This window comes from Corynebacterium sp. CCUG 65737 (genome assembly GCF_024454115.1).
In the GTDB taxonomy this organism is placed as follows: domain Bacteria; phylum Actinomycetota; class Actinomycetes; order Mycobacteriales; family Mycobacteriaceae; genus Corynebacterium; species Corynebacterium genitalium.
Genome location: NZ_JAGPZB010000002.1, coordinates 191,973 through 206,187 on the forward strand (window position 1 = coordinate 191,973; position 14,215 = coordinate 206,187).

Here is a 14,215-nt window from a genome sequence, read left to right on the forward strand (position 1 = left end):
CTACCGGGGCACTGGAATCTTTGTCTTACCTGTGCTGGGTTCGCACAGGCAGCCGGAACTCGTCGGGTGAGGCGTGGCGCCAGGCTTCGGACCATTGGTCGGGGGCGTCGTCAAGCAATTGCCCGGGCTCGAGCCAGTCGAACAGTGCCTCGTAGGAAAGCGTGACTCCGGGCTCGATGACTTTGCGCAGCATCGCTGGGGTGAGGTCGTCCGGGTGGGATGCGCCGCACGCCGCCATCATGGTGGTGGCTTGGCGTACGGTGGCCTGCTGGAAACGCTGCACGCGTTGGGCTTTGAGGTCGACGTCGATGGCGCGCTGGCGCCAGTTGCTCTGGGTGGCCACGCCGGAAGGGCACTTGCCGGTCTGGCACTTCTGGGCTTGGATGCAGCCGACGGCCATCATCATTGCGCGGGCTGAGTTGGTGTAGTCCGCACCCTGGATAAGTCGTTTGACGATGTCGTTCGACGCCGCCACCTTGCCCGACGCGCCGAGCTTGACCTTGTCGCGCAGATTCGTGCCGACGAGCGCATTGTGCATCATCTGCAAGCCCTCGGTCAGCGGGAGCCCCATGTGGTCCTCAAACTCGAGCGGGGCGGCGGCGGTACCGCCTTCCGCGCCATCGATAGTGATGAAGTCTGGCGCGGTCCCCACCTGCTCAATTGCTTTGCAGATTGACAGCACGTCGATCATGGAGCCGACGCACATCTTGAAGCCGATCGGCTTGCCGCCGGAGACCTCCCGGATGTGGGCGATGAACTCGATCAGCTCGACCGGGGTAGAAAAGACACGGTGACGGCTGGGGGAGAGGCAGTCCTCGCCGACGGGGATGTCGCGCACGCGGGCGATCTCCTCGGTCACTTTCGGGCCGGGCAGCATGCCGCCGAGGCCGGGTTTGGCACCCTGCGACAGCTTCAGCTCGATCATCTTCACCTGGTCGATCTGCGCGATGTCCTTGAACTTCGCCTCGTCGAAGCCGCCGTCTTCGGTGCGGCAGCCGAAGTAGCCGGTGCCCAGCTGCCACACGATGTCACCGTTGTTCTCCAGGTGGTATTCGCTCAGGCCACCTTCGCCGGTGTTATGGGCGAATCCGCCGAGCTCAGCACCCTTGTTCAGCGCGCGGATGGCATTGGCGGACAGTGCGCCGAAGGACATGCCAGAGATGTTCATCAGCGCCATGTCGTATGGTTGCGAGCACTCCGCACCACCGATGTTCACCCGCGGCGGGTCCTCCGGCACCTCCGCCGGGACCACCGAGTGCACAAGGTACTCATAACCCGCCTGCGACACTTCCCTCTCGGTGCCGAAGGACCGTTCCCCATCGGTGCCGTCGGCGCGCTGGTTGATCACTTCACGGGTTTGCGCGTCGAACGGTTTGCCGTCGGCTTCGCCCTCGATGAAGTACTGATGGATCTCCGGGCGGATCTCCTTTGCCAGGTAGCGCGCGTGCCCCAGCACAGGGTAATTGCGCAGAATGTTGTTTTTCGGCTGGATCAAATCGTTCGCAGCAAGGCCCGCGGCCGCGGCCGCCACAGCGCCAGCCACTGTTTTGCCCGGGTTGCTGCCTACAAGTTTGCTTATCGACGAAAATCGCTTACCCACTAGCCATCACCTTCAATGATCACGGGATTGTTCCGCTCACCAACGTACCTATTCGCCGCTGCGCTGTCTGAGGAGCAATTCCCTCGCCTAGGAAAGAGGTCTGCGGAAAAGTTGACGTGCCCGATGCGTCCCGAAACTGCGCTCGCTGGTCAGAGCGTTGCGGATGGGTAAACGGAAATCCAGTTTGTCAACTTTTCCGCACGTGCTTCTGCCACGCGGTCGCATACGAGATGATGTCGGGAGACAACGGCCCGGGAAGCCGTGCAGCAGGTTCGCTGTCGGCAGGGTAGGAGGCATACGCTGTCTCGACCTTCGGCCATTCGGTCTTCGCGGCAGCGAGGAGATTTTCAAGCATCCGCTTTGCGGCGCCCTGGCCCCGATACTCGGGAAGCACGTAGATGAGCCCGAGCTCCATGAGTCGGTCGTCGTCGACATCGTAGTGGACGGCTTCTGCCATCCCGATCACTTTGCCATCAGGGGCGTGGGCGACCGCGGTGAGTTGGGTCCCGCCCCGGTCCATCAAGCGGGCGCTCGCGTCACGGAGACGCTGCTCAGTCCAATTGATCGAGTCGAGGATGAGGTCACCGCGCGGATAATCCCGCGAAGAACCGGACAACAATGCCCGCAGCGATGGTAGGTCATCAGGGTTGAAGCCCATGTTGCGGACAACGGAGATGCCCGGGCCTGCTGCCTCCGCCGCAACCGCGCCCAGCGAGAACGTCGCCTGCGCCTCGTGGTACGCAGCTGAATATCCGTGACTGGTGAGACTCAGTTCGGGTTCAACTAGAGGCTCGCCCGAGTGCGTGACCCACACTTGCCGGATGGGGCGGTCGAAGGAGGCGGAAAGGGCGTCGATAAGCGAAAGGGCGGCGACCCACGGCTCACGCGGAACGGGCTCTCCGGACCCGGGGACGGGCGCGACGGCGGCGTCGAGAGTGACGGTCGCTTCGATCACGCGTGTGTCCTCGAGTAGGGGCAGGGAGATGAAGACCCACGCGGCGATGTCGGCGAGATCGTCGACATGCACCTCCGGATATCCGAGCGGGCCGAGCGGACGCGGTGCCTGCAGGTCAGTTAGCGCGAACAAAAAAGCCTCGGACTCCGCGGAGCCCTCGAGGCGCTTCGCCATGTGGGCGGCGCTCACGCCGGAGTAGGGGCTGCCGGTGATGTCCTGGATGGCGAGGGTCGCTGAGAACACATACGCGCCCACGACGTCGCCGGAGTCGCGGCCGCCGTGGGCGTAGATGAGGGGAGTGAGCAAGCTAGTCGTTCAACGCCTTCGCGGCGACATCAGCGAACTCCTGCCACTGCTCCGCCTGCGCGCGCAGCTCCGCGGCCTGCTTTGCATTGCCCTTGGCTTCGGCGGCGTCGGCCTTGGCGCGGAAATCGTCCGCCTTGACCTGGAACTGGTTGGCCTTGTCCTGCTGGACCGGGTTGGACTTGCGCCACTGGGCTTCCTCGGCGTCGGACACGCGCTGCTCGATGTCGCCGATCTTGTCCTCGTATTCGCGCATCTTATTGCGCGGGACGTAACCGATCGCGTCCCATTTCTCCTGCAGCTCACGGAGTTTAGACTTGGCGGCGCCGAGGCCCTTCTCCGGGTCAATCAGTGAGTCGTACTCAGCGATGAGTGCATCCTTGGCCTGCGCGTTGGCTTCGTACTCGCGGTCGCGCTCGTCATTGACAGCGTTGCGGGCAGCGAAGAAGTGGTCCTGAGCGGCACGGAAGCGGTTCCACAGCTTGTCGTCGACGTCGCGCGGGGCGCGGCCGGCAGCCTTCCACTCCGTCATCAGGTCACGGTAGGCGCGGGCGGTGTCGTTCCAGTCGGTGGAGTCCTTGAGCTTCTCGGCACGCTCGATGATCTCCTCCTTCTTCGCCTTCGCGGCGGCGCGGCCGCGGTCAAGTTCGGCGAAGTGGGCGCCACGGCGGCGGTTGAAGGAGTCGCGGGCCTTGGAGTAGCGCTTCCACAGCCCGTCATCGGTTTTGCGGTCGATGCCGCGGATGGTCTTCCATTCCTCGAGGATGTCGCGGATACGGTCGCCGGCTGCCTTCCACTCAGTGGAGTTCTCGGCCAAGTCTTCGGCCTCCGCGGCGAGGGCTTCCTTGCGCTGAATAGCCTCGGCGCGGCGAGCCTCTTTGGCTTCTTTCGCCTTCTCGCCGGCGGTGTCGGCCTCCTCCAGGAGGGTTTTCAAACGTGTTTCAATCGCGTCCAAGTCACCGACGACAGCCTGCTCATCGAGGGAGCCGATGAGCAGCTGCGCCTGGGTGCGCACCGAGTTCGCGTCTTCCGGGCGGGTGCGCAGGCGGTTTTCCAGCACGCCGACCTCCGTGGACAGATCAGCGAAGCGCTGGGCAAAGTGCTTTAGGCCCTCCTCGGGGCTGCCAGCCTGCCAAGAACCGACGGCGCGTTCAGCACCGCCGCGGATGACGTAGACAGTGCCGTCTTCATCCACGCGACCGAACTCAGCGGCCTTCGCGGTGCCAGCGGCAGAAGCGGGCACAGGGCTCGGCGTGGACGGGGCACCAGCGGGAGCAGCGGGACGTGCACCAGGGCGCGGGCCGGGCTTCGGTGCCCGAGAAGGCATTGCGCCGGGGGAGGGAACCGGCGAGGGCCGGTTGTTCTCAGGGGTGGGGGGCTGCGTCATAGTGGGCCGTCCTTTCATCCTGTGCCGCGCGTCGCGGCTGCCGTTATGCCCCAAAACAATACCGCGACGGGGAGCGCAATGTAACGGTTCGGCGCACACGCACTCTTCTATAGGGTGAGGTTCATGCGCGGTTTCAATCTGCTTGTCGTTCCGGGGTCCCCAGCAGTAGTCGCTGAGCTGTCTCCGCAGGATGCGGCGGGGCGCGCAATCGTAGCCAAAGCTCGCGAGCTGACCGAGGGAGATACCCGCCCGGTTGAGATCGTCGGTTCGCGCGATCCGCGGTGGCGCACCGAGCACACTGGCAGCTTCCGTGCGTGGGGTGCTGATGTGCACGTCGGAGGCGGCAACTACCTGCCGGAACTCATCGCACGCTACATCCTGCCGGGCCGCACCATTGGGGATTCCCGCGAGCACATCCAGCCGCTCAACCCCGACGCGCTCACCGTGGTGGTCGTCGATGGCTCCGCCGGACTCACTCCCCGCGCACCCCTTGCGCTTATCGACGGCGCCACCGACACCCACGACGCCATGACCGCCTTCCTTGACGGCACCGGCGAACTCCCCGCCGATCTGCCCGGGGTGATAGAGCAGGGGTTGTGGGAGGAGCTGGGGGCGTTGAAAGCGTCGAAAAGCGTGCTGTCAAGCGATGACACGCTCGGCGTTGGACGCTTCCTCGCGGCGTGGGAGGTTCACGCATGATCAGGCCTATCGCTGTCGTCGGCCCCACCGCGTCCGGGAAATCTGATCTCGGGCTGGCTCTCGCGCACGAGCTCGGCGGGGAAGTGGTCAACGTTGATTCCATGCAGCTCTACCGTGGCATGGACATCGGCACGGCGAAGCTGTCACTGGCTGAACGTGAAGGGATCCCGCACCACTTGCTGGACATCTGGGATGTCACGCAGACCGCATCCGTTGCCGAGTATCAGGCACGCGCGATTGAGGTTGTCGACGCCATCGCTGCGCGGGGCAGGGTTCCCATCCTCGTCGGCGGTTCGATGATGTACGTCCAATCGCTGATCGACGACTGGCAGTTCCCGCCGACCGATCCCGCCGTCCGCAATAAATACGAGCAACGGCTGGAAGACGTTGGTGTGCACGCGCTCCACGCAGAATTGGCTGAAGTTGATCCAGAGGCCGCGGCCATCATTGAGGACAACGATCCGCGCCGAACGGTGCGTGCGCTGGAGGTCATTGAACTGACGGGCAAACCGTTCCAAGCCTCGCAGCCGCCAAAGGATGCGGCGCCACGGTGGGCCACGCGGATTCTGGGGTTGCGGACGGACGCGGAGTGGCTCAACCCGCGCATCGATAAGCGCACCGAGTTGATGTTCGCTGCCGGGTTCGTCGACGAGGTGCGAGGGTTGATCGCCGAGGGACTGGTCGCGGAGTCCACCGCCGGCCGCGCGATTGGCTACTCGCAGGTTCTCGGCTACCTTGCCGGCGCGATCACCCTCGAGGAAGCTCAGGAGCGGACCGTCACGGGGACCCGCCGCTACGTGCGCCGGCAACGTTCCTGGTTCAATCGCGACAAGCGCATCACCTGGCTCGACGCCTCCACAGCCGACAAGGGCCGCGAGGCGATCCTCACCGCCGCGCTAGACTCGCTGGCGTGAACGAGAACACCCCGCAGCCGCAGACGACCCAGGCACCGGAGAACCTGTCCACCCTGCCGTTCATCAAGGCGCACGGAACAGAGAACGACTTCGTGGTGCTTATCGACGTCGACGACCAACTAGAACAACTCGGCATCCTCGACGATGACCTTGTCGCCTCGCTGTGCGACCGGCGTGCCGGCGTAGGAGGCGACGGATTCCTGCGCATAGTGAGCTCGGATGCTCACGATGCGCAGGGTGCGAACGGCAACCGCTGGTTCATGGATTACCGTAACGCCGACGGCTCCATCGCGGAAATGTGCGGAAACGGCATCCGCGTGTTCGCCCACGTCCTCGTCGCCCAAGGCTTGGAGCAGGCTCGCCAGTTCGACGTGGACACCCGCGCCGGGGTCAAGCACATCACCATCCACTCCCTGACGGGGGAGGACCCGAACGGCTCGACGCACGCAGTCGTGGAAGTGGGCATGGGCCCCGTCGGCGTGACCGGGGTATCCACAGGCCGCATGGGGGACTTCGAATTCGCTGGACTAGGCGTGGATGTGGGCAACCCGCACCTCGCTGCCGTCATCCCGGGTTTGACACCTGTGCAGCTGGCGGAGCTGGCCTTTGAGCAGCCGGCCTTCGACCACGAGTTCTTCCCCGAGGGCGTGAACGTGGAGATCGTCACCGACCCTGAAACCGCCGGCGGTGAAATGCGCGTCGGGATGCGTGTGTGGGAGCGCGGCGTCGGCGAGACCCGGTCGTGCGGCACGGGCACGGTCGCTGCGGCACGGGCAGCGCTTGCCGATGCCGGCGTGGAGAACGGCACCATTACCGTTGACGTTCCGGGCGGCACACTCACCATCGCGATCAATGACGGCGAGGCGACGATGACGGGGCCGTCTGTCATTGTCGCGCGCGGCGAGGTCTCGCTGAAATCGCTGCGCAAGGACTTCACGTAATTAGCGCATTGCGCGTTGGAAGAACGCGACAGCGTCCGTCTTCTCCTGCGTGATGTTGGTTAAGTCGGCTTCGAGCAGAGCGATGTCCTCCAGCGTGGGCGCGCCGGGCGGGCTGTCGACGTCGGTGCGCACAGGCAGGTAGTTCAGCTCCGCGGCGGTGGTCTGCCCTTGGCGGGAGACAAGATAAGACACGAGCCGCTGGGCAGCCTCGCGTGACGGCGATGCCGCAAAGACCGCCGCGGGCTGGGTGATGTACGGGGCGCCGTCGGCGGGATAAACGGCCTTGATGGGGGAGCCCTCGTCGGCCAAGTCGCGCACACGGTAATCAGTGACGATGCCGATAGGGTGGCCGCCAGCAGCGACCTCTTCTGCGACAGGGCCAGCGGACTGCGCGATCATCGGGCGGTTTTCGCCCAGCTTGTTCACCCAGTCTTCGCCGAGCTCGGGAGTCTGCAGCCACACCGCCGCATTGAACGCGGTGGCGCCGGACACTGCTGGGTCGCCGAGCACGATCTCGCCCTTGTACTTCGGGTCGGTCAGGTCGCCCCAGGATGTGGGAGCCTCGTTCTCCGGGACCCGGTTGGAGTTGTAGGCGATGATGGTGGGCATCATGCGGGTTCCTACGTAATAACCGTCGTCGTCGATCGCCTCCGGCAGGATCGCGGTGAGGTCGATATTGGTCAACTCCGCCAGGTCGCCCTCCTGCTTGTACACCTCGAAGGTGGGGGCGTCGGCGCACCACAGCACGTCGCCCTCGATCCCGCCGGTGGCTTTCTCGGAGGCGACGCGGGCGACAAGCTCGCCGGTTCCTGCGCGGTACATCTTCACCTTGATGTCGGGGTTGAGTTCCTCGAACTCGCGGATCGCGATGTCCGCCTTCGCTTCCGGCTCGGAGGTGTACAGGGTGATGGTGGTGACGCCGTTGCGCATGTTTGGCGAGCGTTCGCCCTCCGCGGGCGGTTCGGCGCAGGAGGACAGGAACGCCAGTGACGTTGCGAGAACGGCTGACACGAGCGAGGTGCGGCTGCGGGCGAGGTTTGCAGAAAAGGTCACGGTGCGGTCCTCTCGTCGGCGGCGGTCCTGTCATCCACCGGGTAGGCGAGTACCCGTTCTGTGCGCACACCGACGGTCTCGCCAATGCGCGGGCGTCGGCCGCGGACCCTGGCACGGAAGGTTGTGCCGTCGACATCGAGGGTGCCGGAGTGCCCGTCGAGCTCGAACAGAGCGGATTCGATCGTGCCGCGCGCGGCATACGGGTCGGAGGAGTCGACGACGCGGACGGCAGCTGGCAGGACCGCGATGTCGATGACCTCGCCGAGATCCTCCATTCGGCCGCCGACGGTTACCAGATTGGATTTATGGAAGCTCATAGCCGGGTCCTGGCTGACGTATTCGAATCCGTTGCGGCGAGCGCGCAACACGGTCGCGTCGGAGAAGAACTGTGCGACCCAGGCCGTGGCGGGTGCGGAGTAGAGCTCATCGGGGGTGGCGACCTGTTGAAGTTGCGCATCGGCAAGCACTGCGATGCGATCGGCCATGGCCAGGGCTTCGCCGCGGTCGTGCGTGACATGCAGCGTGGTCAGTCCGTGGGTGCGAGTCAGAGCCACAAGTTCACGCCGCAGCACGTCGCGTAAGGGTTCGTCGAGGGCGGAGAGGGCTTCGTCGAGAAGCAAAACGCGCGGATCGCCCACAATGGCGCGCGCGAGCGAGACGCGCTGACGCTGGCCGCCGGACAGGGCGTCCGGTTTGCGTTCCTGGAGGCCGTCGAGTCCCACCAGTTCAAGTGCGTCGGTGACGCGGCTTGCGCGCTCACGCTTATCGACGCCCGCCCGCACCAGCGGGTACTCCACATTCTGGGCGACAGTCATATGGGGCCACACCGCGTGCTGCTGGAAGACCATGCCCATGTGGCGGTCCTCCGGCGGAATGCCGGTCATGTCCTTGCCGCCCACGTAGATGGAACCGGAGCTCGGCTCGACGAACCCTGCGAGGGCCCGCAACAGCGTCGTCTTGCCCGAGCCGGACGGGCCGACGAGCGCGAGGAATTCGCCGGCTTCGATGTCGAGGGTCACATCGCGCAGGCCCTGCGTGCCACCCGGGAACGTGACGCTGACGGTGTCGAAACGGATGTCTTCCACGGTCTACCTCCTAGCGGATGCCGAGCCACGGGAAATGCCCGCGCTGGCGAGGACGAGAACGATAAGCCCACCGAGCGTGAACATGAACGCCAGCGCGGAGGCTTGGTTATAATTTCCGGCTTGCTGCAGGTTGAACAGTTGCACACCGAGCGTGGTGGTGCCGGGAGCGATGAGCAGGACCGAGACCGTCAACTCGCGGATCGCGGTAACGGCGACAAGGACGGCACCCGAGACCGCGGCGGGGATCGCCATGGCACCCGAGGTGTTGAAGATGGCGCGCAGCGGCCCCGCCCCGGAGATACGCGCGGCCTCTTCCATGGCGAGTGGAGTGCTTTTCAACGGCGCGCGGACTGCCTGCAGCACCGTGGCGGTGTAGGCGCACAGGTAGGCGGCGAGAATGATCCACGGGGTGTTGTAGGTGCCGGTGTAGCGGCTGATGATAAGCCAGCCGACACCGATGATGAGCCCCGGAAGGGCGGTGGGTAACAGCGTCACCAGGGTCAACAGGGTGTTGTCGCGGCTAATGGTACGGGTGACGAGGATGCCGATGAGCCAGCCGAGCACACCGCACAGCACCGCCGCGGTGAGCGACATCCACAGGGAGTTAGCGAAGCCGTCGATGACGCGCGGGTTCTGTAGGGTGCGTTCGAAGTTGCGCCATGTCAGCGTCTCCCACGTTAGCGGCACACCCGGAGCGGGCAGGAGAGCGCGGTAGATCAACCCACCGACGGGTAGCAGGGTCACGGCGAGGCCAGTAATCCAGGTGGCCACTGTCACCGGCCACGTGGCGGCGCCGAGCTCGAAACGCAGCGGTGCGCCAGCGTTCGTACCGGAGCTGGCGGCGCGCTCGGCGACGATGTAGTCCGCGATGACTGCCAAAATGCCCATCACCAGCAGCACAACACCGATTGTGGACACCACCTGCAACGGGTTAGGCACCGTTCCGGATTCGACGAAGCGGTACACCATCGTGGCCAACGTTTCGAAGCGGGCAGGTGATCCGACCAGGGCCGGAATGCCGAAGTCCCCCAGGTTGGACACGAACGTCAAGGTGAACGCGCTGAGCAAGGCTGGGCGGACCAGCGGCAAGGTGATGGTGCGCAGGGTGGTCCAGGTATCAGAACCTGACAGGCGCGCAGCGAGCTCTAGATCGCGCGGGATTTTGCGCAGCGCAGCGGCCATGATGACGTAGACGATCGGGTAGGCGTGCAGCGTGAGCAGAAAAATGACGCCGTCAGCACCGTAGATGTTCCAGATCGGTCGATCGAAGATGGCGTTGAAGCCCTGGTTGCGGCCGAAGAGCTGCAGCCACGCGATCGCGCCGACAAACGGCGGCACAAGCAGCGGGGACAGCAGCAGCAACCGCGCCACGTGGGCACCGGCGATGGTGGTGCGCTCCACGATGACGGCGGCAAGCGTTCCCACGACCACCGCGAACAAAGACGACAACAGCGTCGAGTAGAAGGAGTTCCAGGCCGCCCGGCCAAGACCTGATTCAATCAGGACGGGGATCTGGTTTCCGCCCAGAGCAAGGCCCACCACGAGGTACAGCGGCGCGATGAAGAATCCGGCGGCAATGAGCCACATTCCGGCCCGGAATAGCTTGGGCATTGCTCAAAGATACAACATGCCCGCCTGCCACAGCAGCGCTGTGCAGGAGTTCTATGCAGGCCCGTAGTCGCGCGCGGCTCGGCGGGCATCCGTCCACGACTCAGCAAGGTCCGCTGCCCGCTGGTCAGCGATGGAGAGCATGCGTTCGAGGGAGGTGCGGTCGAGATCGTCGCTCAGCAAATGCGTGTCAACGCGCGCGAGGAAACGCTTCGCAGAGCTGCGCCGCAAGTGGAAATCTTGCACCTCCGCGAGCCGCGAATGCGGGTTGGCCAGCTCGGGGTAGTGCAGGGTGCGGTCGGCGAGAGCGTCTGTGGAGGGGCCTTGGAGCAGGTCGTCGTACTCGCCCAGGACCTGCTCGATGTCGTCGCGCGCGACACGCAGCGATGCCCGGAGGGATTCAATCTCCGGGTCGGTGGTGCTGTTGCAGAAACCGATGAACGCGACGGCCGCGACGACACCACCGAGGATCAGCCCTAGCCAGCCGAAGCGTGCTCCGAGCAGGATCGCCACAACCAGCGCGAGGGTGAGCCATATGGCTGCCTCGACGCTGCGTCGCGGTTTGTGGTTCTGCGCCATCACAATGTCACTGGCCGGGTTCTTTTTAGGGGGACTAGTGGCCGCCGCAGCCTCCAGAGCCGCATCCGCAAGCGCCGCCACCGCAGCCGCGACCGGTGGCCATCATGACGGAGCCGGATAGGACACCGGTGCCAGCGATGACGGTGTTGCGCTCGGGCAGCGTGTCCGCGTTGGGGAGGACCACATCGAAGGGGAACGCGCCGTCGACAGAGACGTGGATGAACTGCTCACCGGTGAGCATGTTGGTGCGGTACTCGGATTCCAGCACGCGGGCAGAGAACTGGGCACCTGCATCCGGGCTGGCCGGGGCTCCCGTGGAGACGATCTCCGCACCCTTCGAGGTGATGGTTCCCATCACCCCGCCGGTCTCGGACAGGTAGTGATCAACACTGTCGTACCGTGCCACGTCCATCCCGAGGATGGTGAAGCCCATTTCCTGCCAGGTGAGGGTGGATTCGTCGACAAGCAGCGGGCCCTGGGCGATGTTGGCCGTGACGGAGGTGAGCACCGTGCCGGTGGGATCGATGATCTCGCAGAACCCGACGACATCCGTGACCATGGTGACGTTCGCGTACGTGCGGGTGGTGGAGTCGAAGCCGGCGAATGTTGCGAACGGCTCGACTGCCAGGATGTTCAGCTGCGCTCCGGAGATGTCGGCGAACTGGATGAGCTGGCCCCCGCGGACCTCGCCGGTAACGGCAAGCTGATTCGAGGCGATCGCCGCCTCCACCGCGTCCTGCCATCGCGCATAGTTCATGCCGATGCTGGAAAGATCCGTGCTGATCGCTTGAGTCATGTCTCCAGATCCTACAACTGCCGTCAAAGAATCCCGCATACGGAGGGAACAAGCTGGATGGCTGGGTTGTTGAGGTAGAAAACTACTGTGCAACAATAAGGACTCAATGACCACTTCTTCGCACGCAAGTTCTCAACCCAGCCATGACGAGCTGCTCGCCCAGGCTTTCCGCCACAATGCGCCGCAACCGACCGATCGGGGCCGCGACGAGGCCCATGAGCCGTCTGTCGGCACGCTGGACTTGGCCGAACGCAATGCTTTTCGGCGTGTCACCCGCGAGACCGAAATCCGCTCCGAAGAGCACAAGGATGTCTACGAGGTTGAGTACCGAAAGCTCCAGCTGGAGCAGGTCATCCTCGTCGGCGTGTGGACGGAAGGGACGACGGCCGAAGTCGAGGCAAGCATGACCGAGCTCGCGGCTCTGGCTGAAACCGCCGGCGCTGAAGTGGTAGAGATGATCTACCAAAAGCGCGACAAGCCGGACCCGGGCACCTACGTCGGTTCCGGAAAGGTGAGCGAACTACGCGACATTGTGCACGCCACCGGCGCCGACACCGTCGTGTGCGATGGTGGTCTCTCGCCGGGCCAGTTGGTGGCGCTTGAGGAAGCCCTGAAGATCAAAGTCATCGACCGCACCATGCTCATTCTGGATATCTTCGCCCAGCACGCGAAGTCCAAAGAGGGTAAAGCGCAAGTGTCCTTGGCGCAGATGGAATACCTCTACACCCGTACCCGTGGTTGGGGTGGCAACCTGTCGCGTCAGGCTGGCGGCCGGGCAGGCTCCAACGGTGGTGTGGGTCTGCGTGGTCCTGGTGAGACGCGTATTGAGGCCGACCGTCGCCGTCTGCGCACTGACATGGCTAAGCTACGCCGCGACCTTTCCGGGATGAAGACCGCCCGCGACATCAAGCGCGCTCAGCGCCAGCGCTCGACGCTGCCGAAGATCGCCATCGCCGGGTATACGAACGCCGGCAAGTCCTCGCTAATCAACGCGATGACCGACGCTGGGGTGCTCGTCGAAGACGCACTGTTTGCCACCCTGGATCCCTCCACGCGACGCGCCGAGCTTGCTGACGGCCGCACCGTCGTCCTGACCGACACTGTCGGCTTCGTCCGCCACCTGCCCACGCAGCTTGTCGAGGCGTTCAAGTCCACCCTGGAAGAGGTGGTCGGCGCTGACCTCATGCTCCACGTTGTCGATGGCTCCGACCCGTTCCCGTTGAAGCAGATCAAGGCCGTCAACGATGTCCTGGCGGAGATCACCCGGGACACGGGCGAGGAGATTCCGCCGGAGATCATCGTGGTGAACAAGATCGACGAAGCGGACCCCGTCGTGCTAGCCGAGCTACGCCACGCGTTCGCGGATTCGAAGCACAATGTCGTCTTCGTCTCCGCCGTGACCGGCGAGGGGATTGACGAGCTTGAGGGCCGGATCGAGATGTTCTTGAACACTCTCGATGCCCACGTGAAGCTGCTCGTCCCGTTCACCCGCGGCGATGTTGTCTCACGCGTCCATGAGGAGGGCACTGTGCGCAGCGAGGAGTACAACGAAGAGGGCACGCTTATCGACGTCCGCCTGCCCCGCGTCCTCGCCGAGCAGTACGCAGAATTCGTCGTAGCGTAGAACCGAGTTAGTGGTCTGGGTCGGTTCGGACTACGTCGATGCCGTGTTCAGACAGCTTCTGCACCACCTCATCCGAAGCGTCCGCGTCAGTGATGAGCACGTCGATGCTGTCGAGCGGGGCGTAACTGACTACCGCTTCCTGGCCGAACCGTGCGGAGTTGCAAAGAACCACGACCTTCTCAGCGTTGATCACCATTGCCGACTTCACTGCGGCTTGTTGGGCATCATCCGTAGACAGGCCGTGGTTGACGGTGAGAGCGTCGGCATCGATCACGGCGACCTTTGCCCGCATCAACGCGAGCGTACGCAAGGTCGTGTCACCAGCGGTGGACTGTGCCGCGTAGTTCACGGAGCCGCCCAGGAGCTGAACATGTGTACCGGCTGTGCTGGATAACTCCAGGGCGACAGGAATGGAGTGCGTGACAAAGGACAACGCCGCTGCGTTGCCGGTGCCGCTTGATGTCACCGCCTCTGCGAACGATTGGGCCACATGCACGGCCATTGCACCGGAATCAACGAACACGACGCCATCGTCTGGCAGGTGCGCCAAAGCTGCTCGAGCGATAGAGGAGCTCGCCCGAGAGGCCGATTGCGAGCGCGGGTCAGCAGACTCCACATGCCCGTGGGAGGCGGTGAGCTGGCATCGCTCTTCGGCGTTCATGGGTCTTCCT

The 14,215-nt window shown here is 64.5% G+C and carries 13 protein-coding genes; 4 read left to right on the forward strand and 9 right to left on the reverse strand.

Features of this window, described 5'->3' with window-relative positions:
* Nucleotides 1-25: 25 nt before the first annotated feature.
* From KBX17_RS02920 to KBX17_RS02930, 3 genes are all read right to left on the reverse strand, one after another.
* The gene (locus KBX17_RS02920; RefSeq protein ID WP_256018459.1) at nt 26-1,600 is read right to left on the reverse strand and encodes an FMN-binding glutamate synthase family protein; all 1,575 of its coding nucleotides are present in this window, start codon (nt 1,598-1,600) and stop codon (nt 26-28) included.
* A 187-nt stretch (nt 1,601-1,787) separates the two neighbouring features.
* Nucleotides 1,788-2,861: a GNAT family N-acetyltransferase gene (locus KBX17_RS02925; RefSeq protein WP_256018460.1), complete on the reverse strand. Its 1,074-nt coding sequence runs from the start codon at nt 2,859-2,861 to the stop codon at nt 1,788-1,790.
* A gap of 1 nt (nt 2,862) precedes the next feature.
* Nucleotides 2,863-4,185, reverse strand: a complete 1,323-nt coding sequence (locus tag KBX17_RS02930) for a DUF349 domain-containing protein (protein ID WP_256018488.1) — start codon at nt 4,183-4,185, stop codon at nt 2,863-2,865.
* Nucleotides 4,186-4,368: 183 nt separating this feature from the next.
* On the opposite strand from KBX17_RS02930, the gene KBX17_RS02935 reads away from it, so the two are divergent.
* The 3 genes from KBX17_RS02935 to dapF are packed head-to-tail and all read left to right on the forward strand — an operon-like array spanning nt 4,369 to nt 6,799.
* Nucleotides 4,369-4,944 (forward strand): hypothetical protein, encoded by a 576-nt coding sequence (locus KBX17_RS02935; RefSeq protein ID WP_256018461.1) that lies wholly within the window; start codon nt 4,369-4,371, stop codon nt 4,942-4,944.
* Entirely contained in the window at nt 4,941-5,858 is a 918-nt protein-coding gene (gene miaA / locus KBX17_RS02940; RefSeq protein WP_256018462.1) for a tRNA (adenosine(37)-N6)-dimethylallyltransferase MiaA, read from the forward strand. Before KBX17_RS02935 ends, miaA begins: the two co-directional genes overlap by 4 nt.
* Complete coding sequence (gene dapF, locus KBX17_RS02945) at nt 5,855-6,799, forward strand: diaminopimelate epimerase (RefSeq protein ID WP_256018463.1); 945 nt, start codon at nt 5,855-5,857, stop codon at nt 6,797-6,799. Before miaA ends, dapF begins: the two co-directional genes overlap by 4 nt.
* On the opposite strand, the gene KBX17_RS02950 is transcribed toward dapF, so the two are convergent.
* The 5 genes from KBX17_RS02950 to KBX17_RS02970 are packed head-to-tail and all read right to left on the reverse strand — an operon-like array spanning nt 6,800 to nt 11,908.
* On the reverse strand, nt 6,800-7,852 hold the full coding sequence (locus KBX17_RS02950; protein WP_256018466.1) for an ABC transporter substrate-binding protein: 1,053 nt from the start codon (nt 7,850-7,852) through the stop codon (nt 6,800-6,802).
* On the reverse strand, nt 7,849-8,937 hold the full coding sequence (locus KBX17_RS02955; protein WP_256018467.1) for an ABC transporter ATP-binding protein: 1,089 nt from the start codon (nt 8,935-8,937) through the stop codon (nt 7,849-7,851). Before KBX17_RS02955 ends, KBX17_RS02950 begins: the two co-directional genes overlap by 4 nt.
* A gap of 3 nt (nt 8,938-8,940) precedes the next feature.
* Entirely contained in the window at nt 8,941-10,548 is a 1,608-nt protein-coding gene (locus tag KBX17_RS02960; RefSeq protein ID WP_256018469.1) for an iron ABC transporter permease, read from the reverse strand.
* Between the two features lie 51 nt (nt 10,549-10,599).
* Nucleotides 10,600-11,124, reverse strand: a complete 525-nt coding sequence (locus KBX17_RS02965) for a DUF2892 domain-containing protein (RefSeq protein WP_156774828.1) — start codon at nt 11,122-11,124, stop codon at nt 10,600-10,602.
* Between the two features lie 34 nt (nt 11,125-11,158).
* Nucleotides 11,159-11,908, reverse strand: coding sequence for a hypothetical protein (locus KBX17_RS02970; protein WP_256018490.1), 750 nt, complete (start codon nt 11,906-11,908; stop codon nt 11,159-11,161).
* 118 nt (nt 11,909-12,026) lie between these two features.
* Here KBX17_RS02970 and hflX point away from each other — a divergent pair, with 118 nt between their 5' ends.
* Complete coding sequence (hflX, locus tag KBX17_RS02975; protein ID WP_255998959.1) at nt 12,027-13,544, forward strand: GTPase HflX; 1,518 nt, start codon at nt 12,027-12,029, stop codon at nt 13,542-13,544.
* A gap of 7 nt (nt 13,545-13,551) precedes the next feature.
* On the opposite strand, the gene KBX17_RS02980 is transcribed toward hflX, so the two are convergent.
* The gene (locus tag KBX17_RS02980; protein ID WP_005289826.1) at nt 13,552-14,205 is read right to left on the reverse strand and encodes a DeoR/GlpR family DNA-binding transcription regulator; all 654 of its coding nucleotides are present in this window, start codon (nt 14,203-14,205) and stop codon (nt 13,552-13,554) included.
* Between the last annotated feature and the right edge of the window lie 10 nt (nt 14,206-14,215).